Consider the following 18,700-nt stretch of genomic DNA (forward strand, 5'->3'; position numbering starts at 1 on the left):
TACCCTACGTCATGGCGGTAATCGGGTGACATGCCCGAGTTCGCCGACACCAGCTCCGCCGCCGATCCGCTGATCACCCTGGTCCCCGACAAGTGGGTGACGCTCCGCGACGCGTTCGGCGTGGACAGCGACATGAAGGTTCCGGCCTTCTCGCACCGCGACCCGCACGTCCCCGAGATCGACACGGCCTACAAGTTCGATCCGCAGACGACGAAGGCCATCTGCGCCGGCTTCGCCAAGGATCGCCGCGTGATGGTCCAGGGCTATCACGGCACCGGCAAGTCGACCCACATCGAGCAGATCGCCGCGCGCCTGAACTGGCCGCTGGTCCGCGTGAACCTGGACAGCCACGTCTCGCGCATCGACTTGGTCGGCAAGGACGCGATCGTCCTGAAGGAAGGCAAGCAGGTCACCGAATTCCGCGAAGGGATCCTGCCCTGGGCCCTGCAGCGCCCGATCGCCCTGGTGTTCGACGAATATGACGCCGGCCGTCCGGACGTGATGTTCGTGATTCAGCGGGTGCTGGAAGCCGGCGGCAAGCTGACGCTGCTGGACCAGAACCGCGTCATCCGCGCCAATCCGTATTTCCGGCTGTTCTCGACGACCAACACCATCGGTCTGGGCGACACCACGGGCCTCTATCACGGCACCCAGCAGATCAACCAAGGACAGATGGACCGCTGGTCGATCGTGACGACGCTCAACTACCTGGAGCACGACGTCGAGGCCGCCATCGTGCTGGCCAAGAACCCGTCGTACGACACCGCCGAAGGCAAGCGCACCCTGGCCGCCATGGTCCGCGTCGCCGACATGACCCGCAACGCCTTCATGAACGGCGACATCTCGACCGTCATGAGCCCGCGCACGGTGATCACCTGGGCCCAGAACGCCGAGATCTTCGACAACGACGTGGCCCTGGCCTTCCGCCTGACCTTCCTGAACAAGTGCGACGAACTGGAACGCCCCACGGTGGCCGAGTTCTTCCAGCGCGCGTTCGGCACGGATCTCCCGGAAAGCGCGGCGCGGGTGAAGGTGGCCTGACGTGAATCTCCGATTCGCAGCGATGCTTATGCTCGCTGCGATCGGAGGTCTTGCTACCAACGCCCGGGCTTGCACGCCGGCCTATAAGCCGCCGCCGTCGGAGAAGGAGCAGCGCCGGATCAGCGCCGAGTACGCGCGACTGGCCGCCTCGCCGCGATTGGCGGCGCTGGTGGCCAAGGCCACGGACATCTCGGTCGCCCACGTGGCCAGCCGGTCCCGCGCTCCGCTGACGGACATTCCCAAGGGCTATAGGGACGGCGTGAAGTGGCGCGGCCCCGCACTGCTGCCCGTCCGCTACGTCTTCGCCGTGGATCGCGTCCTGAAGGGCCGCACCGGCAAGACCCTGGCCGCGAAGCCTCCCATCGAGTTGGCCGAGGATTTCCGGGTCCGGTCCTGGATGGTCAAGGCCACGGGCGAAGCCGAAGACATGTCCGCGCCAAGGAGCGCGCGCGATTTCTGGCACGACCTGTCGACGCCCTTCGCCCAGAATGAGGGCGGACCGGGCGATTGCAGCGTCCAATGGTCGTACGGGGTCCGAACCTCATACCTGATCGTACGCGACGCGCAGCAGCGCTTCCTGGCCGCCATTCCGCTAAAGTCGAAGGACATCTTGCCAGCCCTGGTAGCGCGCTTAGTCGCCGCGCCTGGCGAGCCTTATCCCTACAGGCCGGATCTCAAGACATATCTTCGCCTGGACGGCTCCCTGCTGCGCGTCCGCCTGACGGACTGCAGCCGCGAGCCCAAGGCCAGGGTGCTAGAGGTCCTATCCCCCTCCCGAGCGCCAGCCCGTTCGCCCGACAAGGACGAGGAGATCTGGCTCTTCAGCATCATACCCGCCATCGACGCCGCCGCCTGCCGGGCGGGCTCCGAGTACATCCTGGACGGGTGGCCCTACTCAGCGCGCTTGCATCGCATTGACCAGCAGACGGTCACGTTCGAGGATCACTGGATGCAGCTACGTATCGCCGGCGACAAGCGCGTTTCCCTCGACCATCTGCGCGCCCTGACCGCGAAGCCCTAAGCCGCCCGCGGCGTGATCTTATCCAACTCCGCGCCCATCTTCCGCTTCTGCTCCATTAGGTCGTAGCTATTCTGCAAACGCAGAAAGAACCCTTCCGACATCCCCCAATAGCGCGAAAGGCGCAGGTCAGTGTCGGCGGTGACGGCGCGCTTTCCGAGCACGATCTCGTTGATCCGTCGTGGCGGCACGCCAATAGCGCGCGCCAAGGCGTTCTGGCTCATGCCTATAGGCTTGAGAAACTCCTCCAGCAGGATGTCGCCAGCGGTCGGATTGGGCAGCCAATCTCTAGGATCGATCTCAATGGTAGTCGCAGATTTCGACATCGTAGGCATGTCCATCCATCCAGCGGAAACAAATCCGCCATTGATGATTGATCCGGATCGAGTGTTGCCCCTCGCGGTCTCCCAGCAACGCCTCCAACCGATTGCCGGGCGGCGAGCGCAAGTCCTCCACCAGCTCCGCCGCGTCCAGCGAACGCAGCTTCCGAAGAGCCGAGGCCTGGATCTCACCAGGCAACCGACGCGAACGCCCACCATCCCAGATGAGCTGGGTTTCGCGACTGGCGAAACTTCGGATCATTTCGAGCAACCATAACGCATAACGTTATGCGGATCAAACATGGGCAATTATGAAACTACCTCTATGATAGATTAACAATACTATAGCTTGCATATGGTGCGATAGACGCAGACGCCCGCTCGCTGCATGATCCGACAAGACTCGCGATCCGGAACCCCCTCCCCTGGCGGCCCGTTCACCTGCGACGCTTCACGGAGACGACCCATGACCGACCTCACCTACATCATCGTCGAGCACGACGGCGGCTGGGCCTACAAGGTGGGCGACACCTTCTCCGAGACCTTTCCCAGCCATGACGCGGCGCTGAAGGCGGCCCAGCGCGCGGCCGGCGAGCAACGCGCCCCGGGCGAGACCGAAGGCATCACTTACGAGGACAAGAACGCCGTCTGGCATCAGGAAGTGGCGTCGGGCGACGACCGGCCCACGACCCACGTCAAGGACAGCCAGTAGGCGCGACATCTCGTCACGGGCGCCCGTTTCGGCGGCCGTGACGACCCGGGCCAAGGCCCCGTTCTGAAATCGGCCCCGATCTTGCGGGATGGAGCTTCCTGAAGCCCATTTTGAGACAAAGGTCGCCGCCGATGTTCGCCAAGAAGAAAGAGACCGCCGCGCCGCTCGCCGTGGCTCCGCTGGATCAAGGCCGCGCCGCCGCGCCGCAGCCCCAGCCGCAACAGACGCAGGCCGCCCCTGCGCCGGTGCGTCCGAAGCCGATCTCGATGTTCGGCCAGGGCCTGACCATTCGTGGCGACGTGATCGGCGACATCGAGGTGCATCTCGACTGCGTGGTGCTGGGCGATGTGAAGGTGGGCAAGCTGATCGTGGGTCCGAACGCCCGCGTCGAGGGTTCGCTCGTCGCTCAGGCGATGGAGATCCACGGCCTGGTGATCGGCACGGTGACGGCCCAGTCCGTGCGCCTGCACGGCACCGCTCGCGTCGATGGCGACATCACCCACGAGCAACTGGCCATGGAGACCGGCGCCCAGTTCCAGGGCCGCAGCCTGAAGTTCCGCCGTCCGGCGCCGCCGCAGGCCCAGCCCGTCCAGGCTCAGCCCCCCCAAGCTCAGCCCCAAGCCTACGCGCAGCCGGCCCCGCAACCGGCGACGCCGCCGTCCGCCTCGCAGATGCCGTACAGCCAGGTCGCCCACTAGAGCCTGTCAGGTCCACCCCATCGACCGTCGCGCCGCCTGTGGCGCGTCGGTCACGCGGCCACGCTTTCGCGCCAAACCGTCGGAACGCTGACGCTAAGCCAGGCTTTGTATTCTCGTGGGCCGGCGCGAACCGGCCCGGATCGAGGAGCCCAAATCCATGGCCGGAAAGCCGTTGAAGATCGTGCCCACCGTCCCCGGCGTGGCGGAACTCTATGACCTGGGGCGCGGTCCCGAGACCACGGCCCAGCGCGTGAAGCGCCTGCAGAACGAAGCCCGCCTGCTGGCCCGCGAAGAGATCGAGCGGCTGGATCGCGACCTGCGCCGCCTGGCCGAGCAGGCCAAGACGATCGCTGACGGTGGCGAGGCCTATCCGGCCGGCATCCGTGACCTGGCGAGCCGCATCGGCGTCGACACGGCCCAGCGCGCCGACATCCTGCGCGCCTTGCTGGAACGCTCGCAGTAGGGCCTAGGCCCGAATTTCAGGCCGCAGCATTGGCCATCTTGCGCAGGCGGCGCGCCAGGTCCTCGGGCCGGTCGGCGATCTGATCGAACAGCGCCTGCACCTCGGCCTCGCCAAAACCCGCCGCGCGCAAGGTGCGCCAAGCCCCCGCCAGCACGGCCTCGGCGATGTCCAGCCGGTCGTCGGTCAGGCGCAGACCGGCGCCGAACGGGCTCTGGAAGACGGAAGTCTGATCGGCGAACGACATGGGCGACCCTCCTGCGGCGTGCAGTAATGTTCCTTTTTTGTTCCCATTATTCGCCGGAGTCGAGTCCTCCAATCCCCAAAACGAAAAAGCCTCGAAGCGGGGAGCCTCGGGCCATCTCCAGATAAGAAAAAGCCCCGAGGCGGGGGGGCCTCGGGGCTGGTCGGCGTGTCGGGGCGGACAGCGCCTATCGGATCGCCGGCTCACAACGGCGATCCAATTTCGGGACGTTTAGCGGCAGACGGTCCGCTCGTAGTAGGCGCCGTTCCAGCGGTCGTACTCGCGGGTCGTCCAGCAATCGCGACCACCGCCGCCGTAATACGGCCGGGGGGCGTAGCCGTAGCCATAACGCGGCGGGGGCGGCGGCGGGGCGTAGTAGCCCTGGTCGTAGTAGCCGCGGTCATAGCGATCATTGCGGTTGCCGTCGGAGATCGCCGCGCCGACCGCCAGGCCGACGATGCCGGCGGCGACGGCCACGGCGGCCGTGTCGTTGCCGCGGTGGCCGCGATAGTGGCCGTAGCGCGGGTCGGCCGAGGCCGTCGTCGCGGCGGCGACCAGAGAGAGCGCGGCGAGGCCGGCGGCGACCCGACCGACCGTGGTGATGATCTTGTTGGCCATGGTGGCCTCCTTTGGGTCTTTCGCTTCCCGGCGGCGCGGCGCGTCGTCTCAAGCGTCACGTGGACGATCGGACTTCGCGCCTGAACGGCGCCTGAACGGATTATTTCAACGGTCGTCGGAACCGGTTTGTTCACCTTTTTCCGGGAGTGTGGCGATCAACAGCTTCTCGCGACCTCCACGGAGACCGCCGCAATGACCGTCCAAGTGAACGACACCTTGTCCTACGCCCGGGGTCAGGCCCTGCAGGTCCTCTCGTTCGAGGTCGGGGCCCAGACCTATTGCGTCCCCGTCAGCGCGGTGCGCGAGATCCGTGGCGTCACGCCGCCGACCCCGCTGCCGGAGGCTCCGCCCTATGTGCGCGGCGTCATCAACCTGCGTGGCCAGGTCATGCCGGTCATCGACCTGTCGTGGCGCCTGGGCAAGGGCGCGGCCCAGGACGGCTCGCGCCAGGTGATCATCGTGGTCGAGAACCATGACGACGTCGCCGGCCTGCTGGTCGACGCCGTCTGCGACAGCTTCACCGTCGAAGCCGAGCACATCAATGCGCCGCCGTCCCTGGGCGACGGCGAGGACTCCCCGCTGGTCGCGGCCGTGATCACCAGCGGCGAGGGCGACATGACCGTCCTGCTGGCCGTCAGCCGCATCCTGCCGGAACGCCAGATCGCCCTGGCGGCTTAGGCTCACGGCCAGCCCACCTGCACGATAAGCGCCCCAGATCGAGGGGCAGGCGCCGCTCATCGCTGCGTTTGACGAGGCGGTCTCCAGAAAGGGACAACACCGATGTCGAACCCCGTGAAGATCGTGGCCATCCTGACCGCTCGCGCGGGAAAGGCCGAGGCCTTGCGGGCGCTGCTCGCCGGCATGGTCGCCCCCAGCCGCGCCGAGCCCGGGAACCTGCGCTGGGACATCTGGCAGGACCAGGCGGATGCCGCCCGCTTCGTGCTGGACGAGCTGTATGTCGACAACGCCGCCGTGGCCGCCCACCGCCAGACGCCTCACTTCCAGGACTATTTCGCGCGCATCAACGACCTGGCCGAACGCACCGCCCTGGTCGCCGATCCTGTCGAGGTCGCCTGACCCGCGCGCCAAACATTTGTTCGAATAACCTCTTTCGCTGCCCCCTCGCCGAACGCTAGTCTCCCCAAAAGTCAAAGGGAGACACGCATGAAGGCCGCTGTTCTGCGCGAGGTGGGCAAGCCCCTCGAGATCGAGACCGTGGCCATCGGCAAGCCGGGCCCGCGCGAGGTGCTGATCCGCACCAAGGCCGCCGGCGTCTGCCACTCCGACCTGCACTTCATCGAGGGCTCCTACAGCCACCCCCTGCCCGCCGTGCTGGGCCACGAGAGCGCCGGGATCGTCGAGGCGGTCGGCAGCGAGGTGCGGACGGTCAAGGTCGGCGACCACGTCATCACCTGCCTCAACCCCTATTGCGGCCACTGCGAGGTCTGCCTGACCGGCCACATGAACCTGTGCATCAGCCCGGAGACCAAGCGCCCCAAGGACGCCGAGCCCCGCCTGTTCAAGGAGGACCTTGGGGGCGGCGCCAACGGCAAGATGGCCCAGTTCCTGAACCTGTCGTCCTTCGCCGAGATGATGCTGGTCCACGAGCACGCGTGCGTCGCCATCCGCAAGGACATGCCGTTCGACCGCGCCGCCCTGATCGGCTGCTCGGTGATGACCGGGGTCGGGGCGGTGATGCACACCTCCAACGTCCGCCCGGGCGAGACCGTGGCCGTGATCGGCTGCGGCGGCGTGGGCCTGGCCACCATCAACGGCGCGGCCATCGCCGGCGCGGGCCGGATCATCGCCATCGACCGCGTCGCCTCGAAACTTGAGCTGGCCAAGACCTTCGGCGCCACCGACGTGATCGACGGCTCGGCCGTCGACGACATCGCCAAGGCCGTGGTCGAGCTGACCGGCGGCGGCGTCCACCACAGCTTCGAGGCCATCGGCCTGAAGGCCACGGCGGAAGCGTCGTTCAAGATGCTGCGCCGGGGCGGCACGGCCAATGTGATCGGCATGATCCCGGTGGGGACCAAGATCGAGCTGCACGGCGTCGACTTCCTGGGCGAGCGCCGGATCCAGGGCAGCTATATGGGCTCCAACCGCTTCCCGGTCGACATGCCGCGCCTGGTGGACTTCTACATGCAGGGCCGCCTGAAGCTGGACGAGCTGATCTCGCGCCGGATCAAGCTGGAGGACGTCAACAGCGCCTTCGACGAGCTGAAGCGCGGGGAACTGGCCCGGTCGGTGATCGTGTTTGAGTGAGGGGACCTCCCTTTTCATCATTTTAAACCACCGTCATTCCCGCCCTTGTGGCGGGAATGACGGGTGTTTTTTTGGGAACTCAGCCCGGGTCACCGTCCGGACCCCACGCGCCCGCCCCCGCATCTGGTCTAGTCCAATTGTCATACGGCTGACGAAGAAGCCGTGCTAACTCCGGCGAACCATCCTCCGGAGCCCGCCATGCCCCAGCTCGACCGCCGTAGTCTGCTCGCCGCGATCGGCGCCATGACCCTGCCGCCGGCCCTGGCCCGCGCGGCGGCGATCGACGCCGATGTGCGCACCGGTACGATCAAGGACGTCGAGCACGTGGTGATCCTGATGCAGGAGAACCGCGGCTTCGACCACTATTTCGGGACCATGGCCGGGGTGCGCGGCTTCGGCGACCGCTTCCCGGTTCCGGTGCGCGACACCGCCAAACGCAAGGATGGTTCGGTCTTCGTCCAGAGCTATGGCGAGCAGCTGCTGGCGCCCTTCCCGCTGGAAACCACCAAGACCTTCGCCCACATGCGGGTCGAGAGCACGCCGCACAGCTGGACCAACGCCCAGGACGCCTGGGACCAGGGCCGCATGGACCGCTGGCCGGACCACAAGCACCCCTGGTCGATGGGCTATTTCGAGCGCGCCGACATCCCGTTCCAGTTCGCCCTGGCCGAGACCTTCACCCTCTGCGACGCCTATCACTGCGCGACCCAGACCGGCACCAACACCAACCGCCTGTTCCTGTGGACCGGGACCAACGATCCCTCCGGCACGCAAGGCGGCCCGTCGATCTCGAACTCGCACGACGACTTCGCCGAAAAGGGCGGGGCGGCGGAATCCTACACCTGGACCACCTATCCCGAACGGCTGCTGAAGGCGGGCGTCTCCTGGCGGATCTACCAGGACATGGCCGACAACTTCACCGACAACCCGCTGGCCGGCTTCAAGGCCTATCGCGACGCCCACAAGGACGTTCCGGGTTCGGACAAGCGCCTAAAGGACCTGGCCCTCTCCACCTGGCATCTGGACAAGCTGCGCGAGGACGTCGTCGCCGGCCGCCTGCCCCAGGTGTCGTGGATCATCGCCCCGGCCGCCGACAGTGAGCACCCGGCCCCGTCCAGCCCGGCCCAGGGCGCCGACTACACCGCCCGGGTCATCGACGCCCTGACCGCCGATCCCAAGGTCTGGGCGCGGACGGTGCTGATCGTCAACTTCGACGAGAACGACGGCTTCTTCGACCACATGCCGCCGCCGTCGCCGCCGTCCAAGGACGCGGACGGCAAGCTGATCGGCGGCTCGACCGTGGACCTGACCGGCATGCACCACACGGTGCGCAACCCGACCGAGGCCAAGTCCGAGCGCGACGACCTGATGAACCGCCCCTATGGCCTGGGCCCGCGCGTGCCCCTCTACGCCATCTCGCCGTGGAGCCGGGGCGGCTGGGTCGACAGCCAGGTCTTCGACCACACCTCGGTGATCCGCTTCCTGGAGACGCGCTTCGGGGTGATGGAGCCCAATATCGCGCCCTGGCGGCGGGCGGTGTGCGGCGACCTGACCTCGTGCTTCGACTTCAAGACCCCGAACCACAAGCCGTTCGCCCCGCTGCCGCCGACCGCCGAAACAGCGGCCCGCGCGGCCAAGCTGAAGGAGATCAAGCCGCCGACGCCGACGACCGTGGTCGCGCCGGTCCAGGCCAAGGGGACCCGTCCCTCGCGCGCCCTGCCCTACGCCCTGGCCGTGGATGGTCGGGTGAAGGACGGGGCCATGACCCTGAGCCTGACCAATTTGGGCGCGCAGGCGGCGGTGCTGCACGTCTATGACCGCCTGCGACTGGACGCGGTTCCGCGCCGCTACACGATCGGTCCGAAGGCCTCGCTGGCGGACACCTGGCCGGCCGGTCCCCATGATCTGTGGGTGCTGGGTCCGAACGGCTTCCACCAGCGCTTCACCGGCGCCGCGACGGGGGTCGAGGTCACCGCGCGGGCCAGCGGCGGCGCGATGCGGCTGACCCTGACCAACACCGGCCCCGAACCGCGCATCGTCTCGGTCGAAGGCGGCGCCGAGCCGTGGCGCGTCAGCCTGGCGGCCGGCGCGACCCAGGCCAAGACCTTCGCCACCAAGCAGGGCTGGTACGACCTGACCGTCCGCGACGCCGCCGATCCGACGTGGCTGCGGCGGCAGGCGGGACGGATCGAGACCGGCAAGGATTCGATCAGCGATCCGCTGATGGGCGGCGCGGCGCGGCTTTCCGCATAACCATCCTTGTCATCCCGGAAAGCCCGCAGGGCTTGTCCGGGACCCAGGGGCAACTGCAATGCGCCGGCCCCTGGGTCCCGGCTCTCCGCTTCGCTACGGCCGGGATGACAAGCTGGGTTGGGTTACGCTGATATCGCAAGCTAGGGTGCCGGCGAGCCTCAAGGATTCGCCCATGACCCTCCGCCCCTCCTTCATCGCGCTGTCGCTGGCCCTCATCGCCACGCCGACGCTCGCCGCGCCAAAGGCCGACCCGACCAAGGCCGTCGCCAAGATGGTCGCGTCGCCCGCCTTCAAGACGGCGGCCGCCAAGCTCGACGCCGACTTCGACCGCACGGTCGCCGACATCGTCACCTTGACGCAGATCCCGGCCCCGCCGTTCAAGGAAGAGGCCCGCGCCAAGGCCTATCTCGAGATGCTCAAGGCCCACGGCCTGACGAACGTCGAGATGGACGCCGAGGGCAATGTCATGGGCGTGCGCCCGGGCACGGTGACCAAGGGCAAGGGTCCGTTCGTGGTCCTGGCCGCCCACCTCGACACCGTCTTTCCCGAAGGCACGGACGTGAAGGTCAGGCGCGAGGGGACCAAGCTGATGGCCCCCGGCATCGGCGACGACACCCGCTCGCTGGCCACCCTGCTGGCCTATATGCGCGCCCTGGACGCGGCCAAGATCTCGACCAAGGCCGACATCCTGTTCGTCGGCAATGTCGGCGAGGAAGGCCCCGGCGACCTGCGCGGCACGCGGTTCCTGTTCAACAAGGGTCCGTACAAGGGCCGGATCAGCGCCTTCTTCTCGATGGACGGCTCGGACCCGTCGCGGATCGTCGATCGCGGCGTCGGCTCCAAGCGCTATCGCGTGACCTTCAAGGGTCCGGGCGGCCACAGCTACGGCGCGTTCGGCCTCGTGAACCCGATGACGGCGATGAGCCAGGCCGTGGTCGACCTCTACGCCGTGCAGGCGCCCAAGGAGCCCAAGGTCACCTATTCGGCCAGCGTCACGGGCGGCGGCACCTCGGTCAATTCGATCCCCAACAGCGTGTTCATGGAGTTCGACATGCGCTCGGAAAGCGCCGCCGAACTGGCCAAGCTGGACCAGACCTTCATCGGCATCCTGGACAAAGCCGTCGCGGGCGAGAACGCCGCCCGCTCCACAGGGGCCGGCAAGATCAGCTACGACGCCAAGGTGATTGGCGAGCGCCCGGCGGGGACGACGCCCCAGACCTCCGACATCGTGGTGCTGACCGCCGCCGCGATCTCGGCCCTGGGCATGAAGCCCGAGCACCAGGACAGCTCGACCGACAGCAACGTACCGATGAGCTTAGGGATTCCCGCCGTCACCATCGGCTCGGGCGGCAAGGCGGGTCGCGCCCATGCGCTGGACGAATGGATCGACGTCGAGAAGGCGCCGAGCGTGCAAGGGATGCAGGTGGGCCTGGCCGCGCTACTGGCCGTGGCGGGGGTGAATTAGCCCGCTAGATCCTCCCCCGCGTCGCGGGGGAGGTGGCCCAGAGGGCCGGAGGGGGCGAGCCGTGCCTACGCGGTGAAGGCCCCCTCAGTCGCTCCGCGACAGCTCCCCCGCATCGCGGGGGAGCATCTTCTTCCGCGTCACCAGCCAGATCCCGCCGCACACCAGCGCCAGCGCCGCTGCGTTCTTCCAGGCCAGCACCGGCTCGTGCAGGAACAGCCCCGACAGCAGCACGCCGAACACCGGGATCAGGAAGCTGAACACCGCCAGCATCCCGACCGGGTTGTGCTTCATCAGCAGGCTCCACAGCGCGAAGGCCGCAGCCGACAGCCCGGCCATATAGGCCAGCAGCGCCAGTGACCGGACATCGAAGCCGGAGAGGTGGCCGCCCCCGATCTCGCCGATCGCCAGCAGTCCCGCGCCGCCGATGGCCAGCTGCCAGCCGGTCATCACCATCGGGTCCAGCTTCTGCGAGAGGGTCTTGCCCCAGATCGAGGCCGCCGCCAGCACGAAGGCGGCGATGACCACGAAGCCCTCGCCCAGCAGGGTGAACTCGAAGTCCAGGCCCTTGACGCCCTTTGATCCGCCCAAGTTCACCACCAAGACGCCGGCGAAGCCCAGCAGGCAGCCGGCGGCCTTGCGGACGGTGAGGCGGTCGTTGGCATAGAGGAGGTGCGCCAGGATCACGCTGAAGAACGCGCCCGTGCCGTTCATGATCGACGACTTCACGCCGCTGGCATGCGCCAGGCCCACATAGAAGAACACGTACTGCAGCGTGGTCTGGACGAAGCCCAGACCCACCACCGAGGCGATCCGTTCGCGCGGCAAGGCGATCGAGCGCCGGCCCAGCACGGCCAAGACCAGAAGGATCAGACCCGCCCCCAGGAAGCGCCAGCCAGCGAACAGCATCTGCGTGGCCATGTCGGTCTTGGCCACATGCAGCAGGGCGTAACCCGCCTTCACCGCCGGAAAGGCGCTGCCCCAGAGCAGACAGCACAACACGGCGATCCCGACGACGAAGCGGCGGTCTTTGAAGAGGTCAACGCGGGAAGGGGTCAAGACAGGCTCGCTGCAGGCAAGCGGTGCTTCTAGGCCCTGGGGCGCCTGGCTTCAATCTCGGCAAATGTGCAAATAGTCACTGAGAGACGACGAAATAACCTCGTTCTTTAGACCGTCGCGTTGACTGATACGGGTGACCTATCGACGCATTAGACAAGTCTTTCCGAAAACCCCTCAAGGTTGTTCACATCTATCAATCGTCACTGATATCGATGTTTTACATCGGCGCTTCGGCGTTCCGGCGTCAGTAAGGATTTCGGTCGCCATGACCCAGACGACCCACCACGAGAGCCTGGCCGAGGATATCAGCGCCTTTTTCGACGTGTCCCTGGACCTTCTGGTGATCCGGGATATCGACGGCCGCGTGCTGAAGGCCAGCCGCTCCTGGTTCACCAAGCTGGGCCACCGCCCCGAGGACATGGAAGGCGGGCCGCTGCTGCGCCTGGTCCATCCCGACGACATGCCAGACACCCAGAAGAGCGTGCTCGAGGTCCAGAACCGTCGGGACGATGACCCGGTCATGGGCTTCACCAATCGCTATCGCCACGTCGAAGGACACTATCTGACCCTGGAATGGCGCGCCCAGCGCCTGGGCGACCGCATCTATGGCGTCGCGCGCGACGTGACCGAGCGCGTGGCCGCCGACCGGGCGCTGGTCGAGGCCAAGGCGGCCGCCGAAGCGGCCAACCGCGCCAAGACCGACTTTCTCGCCAATATCAGCCACGAGATCCGCACGCCGCTGAACGGCGTCATCGGCGTCGTCGACGCCCTGGCCCGCACCCCGCTGAGCCCCGATCAGGCCGAGATGATCGGCCTGATCCGGGACTCGGGCGCCACCCTGGAGCGGCTGGTGTCCGACTTCCTGGACGTAGCCAAGATCGAGGCCGGCCAACTGGAGCTGGAGCGGAGACCGTTCGACCTCGACCAGACGCTACGCGCCTGCATCGAGATCATGCGCCGCCGGGCCGTGGAAAAGGGCCTGACCCTGCGGGTGGAGGGCCTGGACGCGGCGGCCAGGGAAACGGGCGGCCGTTACCAGGGCGACGGCACGCGCATCAGCCAGGTGATCGGCAACCTGCTGTCGAACGCCATCAAGTTCACGGCGGCCGGCGCGGTGACCCTGCGGGTCCGCACCGAGCCGATTGGCGACGAGACCGCCATCACCTTCGAGATCGAGGACACCGGCATCGGCTTCGACGCCGACCACGCCGCCGGGCTGTTCAGTCGCTTCCACCAGGCCGACGCCTCGATCAGTCGCCGGTTCGGCGGCACGGGCCTGGGCCTGTCGATCTGTCGCTCGCTGGTCGAGATGATGGGCGGTGAGATCTCGGCCGCCTCGACCCCCGGGGTCGGCAGCCGCTTCACCGTGTCGCTGCGCCTGCCCCCTGCGCCGCTTGAGCCGGCCGATGAGCCGCGCGACATCCTGGCCGCGCCGATCGACAGCGACAGCGCCCCGCTGCGGGTTCTGCTGGTCGAGGACCACCCGACAAATCAGCGCGTGGCTCAGCTGATCCTGGCGACCCAGGGGGCCGAGGTCGTCACCGTCAATGACGGGCTGGAGGCCATCGACGCCTTCCGGGCCGCGACCTTCGACGTGGTGCTGATGGACATGCAGATGCCGCGCATGGACGGTCTGGCCGCAACCCGCGCCCTACGCGCGCTGGAGGCCCGGAGCGGCGCGGCCCGCACTCCGATCATCATGCTGAGCGCCAACGCCCTGACCGGCCATCGCGAACAGACCCTGGAAGCCGGCGCCGACCTGCACGTCGCCAAGCCGATCACGGCGGCGAACCTGCTGGCGGGGATCCAGGCGGCTGTCGGTTAGCGCAGCGAGGTCTTGGCCTTTTCAATATCCGCCAGGGCCAGTTTCGGGGTGTCGTCGCCGCTGACGGGTTGGCCGCCTTCGGCCAGCATCCGGTCGATGCGCGACTTCTGCGACTTGAACGAGGCCAGTTCCGAGCCGGCCAGGATCGTGCCCTGCGGGACCTTCGCGCCGATCGGATTGACCCGCTGGCCCTTCAGCCAGACCTCGTAGTGCAGGTGCGGACCGGACGCCAAACCGGTCGCGCCGACATAGGCGACCACCTGGCCCTGACGAACGCGCGAGCCGGCGTGGATGCCGGGCGCGTAGCGCGAGATGTGGCCGTAGCCGGTGTCCCACTGGCCCGCGTGGCGGATGCGCAGCCAGTTGCCATAGCCGCCCCAGCGCTTGGCCTCCAGCACGACGCCATCGCCGGCGGCCAGAATCGGCGTGCCGGTGCCCGCCCCAAAGTCGACGCCCTGGTGGGCGCGGGTGTAGCCCAGCACGGGGTGCTTGCGCATGCCGAACACCGAGGTGATCCGCGCGCCGTCCACGGGGGTGCGCAGCAGGAAGCCTTTGATGTTCTTGCCCAGTTCGTCGAAAAACTGCGGCTTGCCGTCGCTGTCGCGGCGGTCGAAGGCGTAGAACTTCTGGCCCTTGACCTCGGCATATTCCAGGTCGCCAGCCTCGATGGTGCGGCCGCTCTCGGTGACCTTGCGGTCGAACACCAGGCAGAAGCGGTCGCCCTCGTGGATGTCGCGCGAGAAGTCGATCTTGTGCGAAAACAGCTTGGCCGCCTCGCTGATCACGGCCGGCGTGCCGCCGACATTGGCCACGCTCTCGTAGAACGAGCCGTTCATCTCGCCGCAGGCGACCTTCTTCTCGTCCTTGATCTTCTCTTCCAGCTCGCGCAGGCGCAGGGCGCCGTCGAAGGTGCGCGAGACGGTCAGGGTCGAGTTGGGGCTGGTGCGCATCGACAGGCCGATCAGGCGGGCCGGGCCTCCCCCAATTCCTCCACGACCACTGCGGCGCTGGGCGATGGCGGCCTCGAAGGCCATGCCCGCCTTGATGTTGACGGTGTCGATGGCGCCCTGAAGCGTCGCGACGACCGCCTGGGCGTCCTCGGGGGCGACGCCGGCCCGTTGCACGGCGCCCTGCAGGGTCTCACCGGGACGAACCTTGACGGCGATGTTCTCGGGACGCTCGAACCCGGGCTGGGCCTCGGCGCTGGCGAAGGCCACGTGCTGCAGGGCCGCGAGGGCGGCAGGATCAAGGGGCGCGCGGACTGAGGCCGGCTTCACGTCGTCGGCGGTCAGCTTCCAGCCCAGCGCCAGGGCGGCCAGGCCAGCCACGGCGGTGAACACCCTCGGCGCCCAGCGCGTGGCGCTGCGTCGCGGATCAAATTCCTGCATCGTGCCCCCGTCGGTTCGATGCCGCGCAAGTCAAAATGACACGGCCGGGTAGCCCCCCAGCAATCGTCGGGCCGGACCATGCGCGAGGCGTGCTCTCGGCGGCAAGGACTATTTGGCGCTTCGGTCGTTTTGTCACGACATGGTTAATGCCAATTAAGACCCGAAGCGTAACCATATGATCTATAAAAGAAAACGCCCGCCGGTTCCGGCGGGCGTCTTGTCTTCGCGGTAGGATTACGCCTACCGAAATCGTCCTAATTAGGCGGCGTTAACCTGCTCGTTCGGGTCGCGCAGCACGTAGCCGCGGCCCCAGACCGTCTCGATGTGGTGCTTGCCGTGGGCCGAGGCCGCCAGCTTCTTGCGCAGCTTGCAGATGAAGACGTCGATGATCTTCAGTTCCGGCTCGTCCATGCCGCCGTACAGGTGGTTCAGGAACATTTCCTTGGTCAGGGTCGTGCCCTTGCGCAGGGAAAGCAGCTCCAGCATCTGGTATTCCTTGCCGGTCAGGTGAACGCGGTTGCTGTTCACTTCGACCGTCTTGGCGTCCAGGTTGACCACGATGTCGCCGGTCTTGATGACCGATTGGGCGTGACCCTTCGAACGACGAACCACCGCATGGATGCGGGCGATCATCTCGTCCTTGTGGAAGGGCTTGGTCATGTAGTCGTCGGCGCCGCCCGAGAAGGTCTTCACCTTCGTGTCGATCTCCGAAGAACCCGACAGGATCATGATCGGCGTGTTGATCTTCGCGACCCGCAAGGTGCGCAGAACATCGATGCCGCTCATGTCAGGAAGATTGAGATCGAGCAGGATGAGATCGTAGTCGTAGATCTTGCCCAGATCCACGCCTTCTTCACCCAGATCCGTCGTATAGACGTTGAAGCCTTCAGACTTCAGCATCAACTCGATGGTCTGCGCAGTCGCGCTGTCATCCTCGATCAACAGTACGCGCATGAGCCCCTCCACACCAAAACTGGCGTATTCGAACGTCTTAAGGCGGAAGTCCGCCGCAAAACCCTTCGGCCACTTTGCCGACGAGTTAATTTAAGACTGGTTAATGGTGAATGTTTCCGTTGGCCGAATGGTTAATCTGATTTGCGAATCGGGTGCAAGCCGTCGACGCACCCCCGGACACATTGGTCGCAGGCGTCGCAGGGCGCCTTTCCAGGTTGCTAATTCAGGTCGCGAAATCCCTAAAATCCGTGCATCCGCAATGATCCGAACACCGTTACGGCGTTAAGATCCGGGCTCGCCTTCGAGGCGAGATTGCGACGTTCCGTCGCGAGAATTTGAACGCCATGCCGGCGCTTCAAGGCGTCCGCCGACGGATCAGGGCTAATGCGAGCTTGGCGGGCCGGGATGGGCGCGACGCCTTGTCGCGGCGCTAGGTTGGATTTTCTTCGGCCAGCCAGCCGGCGGCGCGCAGCTTGGCGACCGAGGCGCGGCTGACGGGGGCGGTTTGCCCGTCGACGAGCCGCAGACGCAGGTTGCGGCCATCGCGTTCGACGCCTTCGATCGCGCGCCGGGCCACCCACCACGAGCGGTGGGTCTGCAGCCCCTCCACGCCCGAGAGCCCCGCCGTCACCCGCGCCAGGGGCCCGATCTCCAGCCGCGAGCCGCGCTCGGTGCGGATCCGGACATAGTGGTCCTCCATCCGCAGATAGAGCACCGCGCCGGGGTCGAGGGTCGCGGCGGGCGTCGCCACCGGGACCAACGCCTCGCGCGCGTGGGCCCGCACGAGCGGGCGGATGCGGATGAAATAGTAGGCCAGGACGATCGGCGTCGTGATCGCCACGCATTGGCCGTACCAGGCCAGCGGCGTGACCAGCCGGCCGATCTCCGGCCACAGGGCCACCGCGACGAGGCGCAGCGGCGCGCCTTGCAGCAAGGCGCCGATCAGCACCACCGCCGGCAGGATCAGCCAGAGCGGCCATCGCCGTCGCCAGGCCAGCGCCAGACCCAGCCGCGCCAGGCCGCTGATGACAGCCATGCCGGTGACGACGCTGCCCACCCAGTAGGCGATCCGGACCCCGGGCCCACCGTTGAAGAAGCTGCCGAACGGCCCCATCAGCCCCAGCAGCACGCCGATGCCCACGGCCACGACGAGGTCGACTGCCCATTCACGGGCGGTCCCCAGCAGCGGCGGGTTGGAGCGACGGGCGGTCATGCCCTTCCTATAGAGCGACGCTGCGCGGAGTCGCCAGCCTCTCCCCATCCGCCCACCCGCGAACCCGTTCGCCCATTCGCGCAAACGCCGTGGCGGGGCGGAGCTCCAACGACCACAGCGGCTTCATCGTCATTCGCTGAAGGGTCGCCATGTCGTTCCGTACTGTCCTGTTCGCCGTCCTGCTGACGGCCGCCGCCTCGTCCCAGGCGATCGCCGCCAACGCCGGGTTCATGGTGCTGCATGAGCCGCGCCCCGACGGACCGCCGGTCGAGGTCGGGGTCTGGTATCCCACCGACGCCTCGCCTGCCTTCATGCCCCTGGGCTCCTGGGGCCACACGGTGGCGGCCGGCGCGCCGATCGTTGGCGCGCACCTGCCGCTGATCGTCATGTCGCACGGCAATGGCGGCTTCTTCGGCGGTCATGCCGACACCGCCCAAGCCCTGGCCGAGGCCGGGTTCGTCGTCGCCGCCCTCACCCATCCCGGCGACAACTACAAGGACCAGAGCCGCGCCACCGCCATGGCCGACCGGCCCGCCGCGCTGTCGGCCCTGATCGGCTGGATGCTGGAAAGCTCGCCGCTGAAGGCCAGGATCGATCCGGACAAGGTCGGGGCGTTCGGCTTCTCGTCGGGCGGCTTCACGGTGCTGGCGGCGGCGGGCGGCGAGCCGCACCTGTCCCGCGTGCCCGGCCACTGCCTGGCCCATCCGAAGAACTTCGACTGCAAGCTGACCGCCGGCCATCCGATCCCGGCCGGCGCCCTGACCGCCAAGTGGGTTCACGACGATCGGATCAAGGCCGTGGTCTCAGCCGCCCCGGCCCTGGGCTTCACGTTCGGCAAAAGCGGACTGAAGGGGATCAAGGCCCCGATTCAGTTGTGGAAGGCCGCCGACGACGAGATCCTGCCCGGCGACGACTATGCCGAGGCCGTGCACCGCAACCTCGGCCGCCCGCACGACTATCACGTCGTCGAGGGCGCGCGGCACTTCGACTTCCTCACGCCCTGCGACACCGCTCCGCAGGGCGCGAGCCAAGCGCTGTGCGCCAGCGCCCCGAGCTTCGACCGCCGCGCCTTCCACCGCGATTTCAACGCCTCGGTGACCCGGTTCTTCACCGACCAATTGGTCGCACCGGCCAAGTCGCTTCCGAAGGGCTGAGTTCACACCCGAT

General features: G+C 67.3%; 20 protein-coding genes and 1 pseudogene. 12 read left to right on the top strand and 9 right to left on the bottom strand.

Annotation, left to right across the window (positions count from 1 at the left end; all coding sequences use genetic code 11):
- The first annotated feature begins 30 nt into the window (after positions 1–30).
- Positions 31–1,041, top strand: coding sequence for a cobaltochelatase subunit CobS (gene cobS, locus CSW62_RS20540; RefSeq protein ID WP_099581061.1), 1,011 nt, complete (start codon positions 31–33; stop codon positions 1,039–1,041).
- Between the two features lie 22 nt (positions 1,042–1,063).
- Positions 1,064–2,062 carry a hypothetical protein gene (locus CSW62_RS20545; protein WP_099581063.1) on the top strand — a complete coding sequence of 333 codons (999 nt, stop codon included), beginning with the start codon at positions 1,064–1,066 and terminating at the stop codon, positions 2,060–2,062.
- Here CSW62_RS20545 and CSW62_RS20550 read toward each other — a convergent pair.
- Positions 2,059–2,385, bottom strand: coding sequence for a HigA family addiction module antitoxin (locus CSW62_RS20550; protein ID WP_099581065.1), 327 nt, complete (start codon positions 2,383–2,385; stop codon positions 2,059–2,061). The genes CSW62_RS20545 and CSW62_RS20550 overlap by 4 nt on opposite strands.
- Positions 2,360–2,641 (bottom strand): type II toxin-antitoxin system RelE/ParE family toxin, encoded by a 282-nt coding sequence (locus tag CSW62_RS20555; protein ID WP_099581067.1) that lies wholly within the window; start codon positions 2,639–2,641, stop codon positions 2,360–2,362. The genes CSW62_RS20550 and CSW62_RS20555 overlap by 26 nt, the downstream gene beginning before the upstream one ends.
- Positions 2,642–2,845: 204 nt before the next feature.
- Here CSW62_RS20555 and CSW62_RS20560 point away from each other — a divergent pair, with 204 nt between their 5' ends.
- From CSW62_RS20560 to CSW62_RS20570, 3 genes are all read left to right on the top strand, one after another.
- The gene (locus CSW62_RS20560) at positions 2,846–3,091 is read left to right on the top strand and encodes a DUF2188 domain-containing protein (protein ID WP_099581069.1); all 246 of its coding nucleotides are present in this window, start codon (positions 2,846–2,848) and stop codon (positions 3,089–3,091) included.
- Between the two features lie 131 nt (positions 3,092–3,222).
- Positions 3,223–3,789: a polymer-forming cytoskeletal protein gene (locus tag CSW62_RS20565; RefSeq protein WP_099581071.1), complete on the top strand. Its 567-nt coding sequence runs from the start codon at positions 3,223–3,225 to the stop codon at positions 3,787–3,789.
- Positions 3,790–3,946: 157 nt separating this feature from the next.
- Positions 3,947–4,252: a hypothetical protein gene (locus CSW62_RS20570; protein WP_099581073.1), complete on the top strand. Its 306-nt coding sequence runs from the start codon at positions 3,947–3,949 to the stop codon at positions 4,250–4,252.
- 16 nt (positions 4,253–4,268) lie between these two features.
- On the opposite strand, the gene CSW62_RS20575 is transcribed toward CSW62_RS20570, so the two are convergent.
- Positions 4,269–4,496: a hypothetical protein gene (locus CSW62_RS20575; RefSeq protein ID WP_099581075.1), complete on the bottom strand. Its 228-nt coding sequence runs from the start codon at positions 4,494–4,496 to the stop codon at positions 4,269–4,271.
- Positions 4,497–4,724: 228 nt separating this feature from the next.
- Positions 4,725–5,111: a hypothetical protein gene (locus CSW62_RS20580; RefSeq protein WP_099581077.1), complete on the bottom strand. Its 387-nt coding sequence runs from the start codon at positions 5,109–5,111 to the stop codon at positions 4,725–4,727.
- A 192-nt stretch (positions 5,112–5,303) separates the two neighbouring features.
- Here CSW62_RS20580 and CSW62_RS20585 point away from each other — a divergent pair, with 192 nt between their 5' ends.
- The 4 genes from CSW62_RS20585 (at position 5,304) to CSW62_RS20600 (ending at position 9,632) form a co-directional block, all read left to right on the top strand.
- Positions 5,304–5,789 carry a chemotaxis protein CheW gene (locus CSW62_RS20585; RefSeq protein ID WP_369827509.1) on the top strand — a complete coding sequence of 162 codons (486 nt, stop codon included), beginning with the start codon at positions 5,304–5,306 and terminating at the stop codon, positions 5,787–5,789.
- 102 nt (positions 5,790–5,891) lie between these two features.
- A complete protein-coding gene (locus tag CSW62_RS20590) occupies positions 5,892–6,188 on the top strand; it encodes a putative quinol monooxygenase (RefSeq protein ID WP_099581079.1) in 297 nt (98 codons plus the stop codon).
- A gap of 87 nt (positions 6,189–6,275) precedes the next feature.
- Positions 6,276–7,379, top strand: coding sequence for a Zn-dependent alcohol dehydrogenase (locus CSW62_RS20595; protein ID WP_099581081.1), 1,104 nt, complete (start codon positions 6,276–6,278; stop codon positions 7,377–7,379).
- A gap of 198 nt (positions 7,380–7,577) precedes the next feature.
- Positions 7,578–9,632 (top strand): phosphocholine-specific phospholipase C, encoded by a 2,055-nt coding sequence (locus CSW62_RS20600; RefSeq protein ID WP_099581083.1) that lies wholly within the window; start codon positions 7,578–7,580, stop codon positions 9,630–9,632.
- An 8-nt stretch (positions 9,633–9,640) separates the two neighbouring features.
- Here the strand turns inward: CSW62_RS20600 and CSW62_RS27530 are convergent.
- Positions 9,641–9,745 (bottom strand): annotated as a pseudogene (locus CSW62_RS27530) (hypothetical protein); the annotation flags it as partial.
- 59 nt (positions 9,746–9,804) lie between these two features.
- Between CSW62_RS27530 and CSW62_RS20605 the strand changes: the two are divergent.
- A complete protein-coding gene (locus CSW62_RS20605) occupies positions 9,805–11,097 on the top strand; it encodes a M20/M25/M40 family metallo-hydrolase (RefSeq protein ID WP_099581085.1) in 1,293 nt (430 codons plus the stop codon).
- Between the two features lie 84 nt (positions 11,098–11,181).
- Here CSW62_RS20605 and CSW62_RS20610 read toward each other — a convergent pair whose 3' ends face one another.
- Positions 11,182–12,153, bottom strand: a complete 972-nt coding sequence (locus CSW62_RS20610; protein ID WP_099581087.1) for a DMT family transporter — start codon at positions 12,151–12,153, stop codon at positions 11,182–11,184.
- A gap of 265 nt (positions 12,154–12,418) precedes the next feature.
- Here CSW62_RS20610 and CSW62_RS20615 point away from each other — a divergent pair, with 265 nt between their 5' ends.
- Entirely contained in the window at positions 12,419–13,978 is a 1,560-nt protein-coding gene (locus tag CSW62_RS20615) for an ATP-binding protein (RefSeq protein WP_099581089.1), read from the top strand.
- On the opposite strand, the gene CSW62_RS20620 is transcribed toward CSW62_RS20615, so the two are convergent.
- The 3 genes from CSW62_RS20620 to CSW62_RS20630 all read right to left on the bottom strand — a co-directional run bounded on the left by CSW62_RS20620 (position 13,975) and on the right by CSW62_RS20630 (position 17,533).
- Entirely contained in the window at positions 13,975–15,366 is a 1,392-nt protein-coding gene (locus CSW62_RS20620) for a peptidoglycan DD-metalloendopeptidase family protein (RefSeq protein ID WP_099581091.1), read from the bottom strand. The two genes, CSW62_RS20615 and CSW62_RS20620, sit on opposite strands and share 4 nt — an antisense overlap.
- Before the next feature lie 258 nt (positions 15,367–15,624).
- Positions 15,625–16,320 carry a response regulator transcription factor CtrA gene (gene ctrA, locus CSW62_RS20625; RefSeq protein WP_099581093.1) on the bottom strand — a complete coding sequence of 232 codons (696 nt, stop codon included), beginning with the start codon at positions 16,318–16,320 and terminating at the stop codon, positions 15,625–15,627.
- A gap of 430 nt (positions 16,321–16,750) precedes the next feature.
- The gene (locus tag CSW62_RS20630; protein ID WP_099581095.1) at positions 16,751–17,533 is read right to left on the bottom strand and encodes a LytTR family DNA-binding domain-containing protein; all 783 of its coding nucleotides are present in this window, start codon (positions 17,531–17,533) and stop codon (positions 16,751–16,753) included.
- A 149-nt stretch (positions 17,534–17,682) separates the two neighbouring features.
- On the opposite strand from CSW62_RS20630, the gene CSW62_RS20635 reads away from it, so the two are divergent.
- Positions 17,683–18,687 (top strand): CocE/NonD family hydrolase, encoded by a 1,005-nt coding sequence (locus CSW62_RS20635; protein ID WP_099581097.1) that lies wholly within the window; start codon positions 17,683–17,685, stop codon positions 18,685–18,687.
- Positions 18,688–18,700: the final 13 nt, after the last annotated feature.

The sequence above is a fragment of the Caulobacter sp. FWC2 genome (genome assembly GCF_002742625.1).
Lineage (GTDB): Bacteria > Pseudomonadota > Alphaproteobacteria > Caulobacterales > Caulobacteraceae > Caulobacter.